This window comes from Plesiomonas sp. (genome assembly GCF_051650925.1).
Classification (GTDB): domain Bacteria; phylum Pseudomonadota; class Gammaproteobacteria; order Enterobacterales; family CAMTGL01; genus Plesiomonas.
Genome location: NZ_JBOFRH010000426.1, coordinates 1 through 1773 on the forward strand (window position 1 = coordinate 1; position 1773 = coordinate 1773).

Annotated in this window: 3 protein-coding genes and 1 pseudogene; all 4 read right to left on the reverse strand. The window is 43.1% G+C overall.

Annotated elements, in window-relative coordinates; all coding sequences use genetic code 11:
• Window positions 1-432 (reverse strand): hypothetical protein (locus ACRC27_RS10120; protein WP_438639811.1); only part of this gene is annotated, 432 nt, incomplete at its 3' end.
• A 203-nt stretch (window positions 433-635) separates the two neighbouring features.
• Window positions 636-920, reverse strand: a complete 285-nt coding sequence (locus ACRC27_RS10125; protein WP_438639812.1) for a hypothetical protein — start codon at window positions 918-920, stop codon at window positions 636-638.
• A gap of 18 nt (window positions 921-938) precedes the next feature.
• Window positions 939-1199: a hypothetical protein gene (locus ACRC27_RS10130; protein ID WP_438639813.1), complete on the reverse strand. Its 261-nt coding sequence runs from the start codon at window positions 1197-1199 to the stop codon at window positions 939-941.
• Window positions 1200-1606: 407 nt separating this feature from the next.
• A pseudogene (locus tag ACRC27_RS10135) lies at window positions 1607-1773 on the reverse strand (tRNA-binding protein); the annotation flags it as partial.

The following is a 1773-nucleotide window of genomic DNA, read 5'->3' on the forward strand; positions in this document are numbered from 1 at the left end:
GGGTTTAGGTTCGTTCGGCTTAGGTTCATCCGGTTTTACCACGGGAGGCTCTTGGATGGTAACCACTCGCGCCACATACCCACTACCATCGGTGAGTTGACCGGCAATCGTCGCCCCGTCAGAAGACATCGCATTCACACTGCTAGCAACCATGCTACCGGCATCAACATAAGCATGTTTTAGCCAATCATTGACGGAATGCATCCCTTGTCCGTCTTTCCAAATAAAGCCCAAATGTTGATCAGCATCGGTAATACTGGTTCCCGAGATCACCGAGCCTAACCGGCTGATATTAATCGCTTGGCTATCACCTTGATTATCTGCGCGTAGCGTTCCCAAATCATGAATCTGGTTATCCGCATCCCAATATACAGCGCGATTAATTGCGCTACTGTTTTGTGAGGTACCAATCACACGCCCAGTATCACTCAAATGGTGTGATTACTTAGACTCGGTAATAACTCGACTCCCGTGTTTTCAGTCCACCGAAAAGCATGCGTGACACCCGATGAGCCGATATTCGTTTTACCTACAATCATCGAGCCATCACCGTTCACTGCACTGGCGGATGAATTATCACCTGGGGTGTTCAAAACATGAACTTTACTGTCATGGCGAGTCCAATACACCGCGGCTTATAAATTACTGTCCGTGCTGGCATTTCCCACTGCAATATTACCATACCGGCTAATATCAAAGGCTGCAGAACTTGCATGTTCATTACTGGATAAATTATCTAACAGATGAACACAATATTGTTCGTCCCAATATACCGCACGCTCACCACCGGTTTCTCGCCCAAGGTAGCCAATAATATAAGCATTATCACCACTGATTGACCGCGCAGCGCTTAAACCACTATAACCCGCCGCTTTAGGAAGATTGATAAGTCCCTTTTGGCTATCCCATACGCTAGCCACTACTTCGCTTGACGGCGCTTACATACTCGGCGCGGTAAAGCCTAATGCCGTATTTCCATTATCCGAAAGTGCTAATACGTTGGATTTACCAAACGCACCAGCAACCACAATTCCATTTTTATTTAAGGCATCATAGATATTCTCTGAATTTGAATTGGCATGCGCAGCCTGAGATGCCAATACTACTGAGGACACAATTGCTGCACATGTTTTCTTTTTAAACATCATGATTATAGTCTGTCTGCTAAAAAAATATGCGCCACCGACCAAAAGAAACATGGTCAAGCAGCGCATTTAAAAAATTATATAAAGTGAATACATTTAAAAAGCAGTGGGTTTTGCTTTCTGAGCGGATAATAGCGACAGAATACACGTGGCGAATAATAGTTATTACCTATCCTTAAAATAAGGGATAACTATCAAAATAAAATTGCAAGAGAGGGTAAAAACAAAAGATTTAAAGTAAAAAAGAGTAAAATGAAGAAAGAGAAAGTAACAAGCGAAAAACTAACAGCACAAATAAGCAAAAATGATTTTAAGTATATCAGATTAAATGTTTTTACCAAAATATAGTATGATGATTAAAGCGTTTTTTGTGCATAGTCTTCTTTACTGCGCGTCTGCATTACATGCCTAAATATTAGGCCCGCGCCCATAACTGCATGCGGGCCAACACTTACTCAACATTACACAATCTTGACGCCCGTTGGCATCATGCGCTCAGGGGTGAGTAATACGCTTTCTGATTCATCATCGGTTTCGGCGCACAGCAGCATGCACTCTGAGGTTTCACCGCGCATCTTGGCTTTTTCTAAATTGCATAACACCACCACCTGCTTACCGAGCAACTCTT

Excerpts from the sequence above, each read along its gene's own strand:
- ACRC27_RS10130 (WP_438639813.1), bottom strand. The coding sequence starts at position 1,199 with ATGTTTCTTTTGGTCGGTGGCGCATATTTTTTTAGCAGACAGACTATA.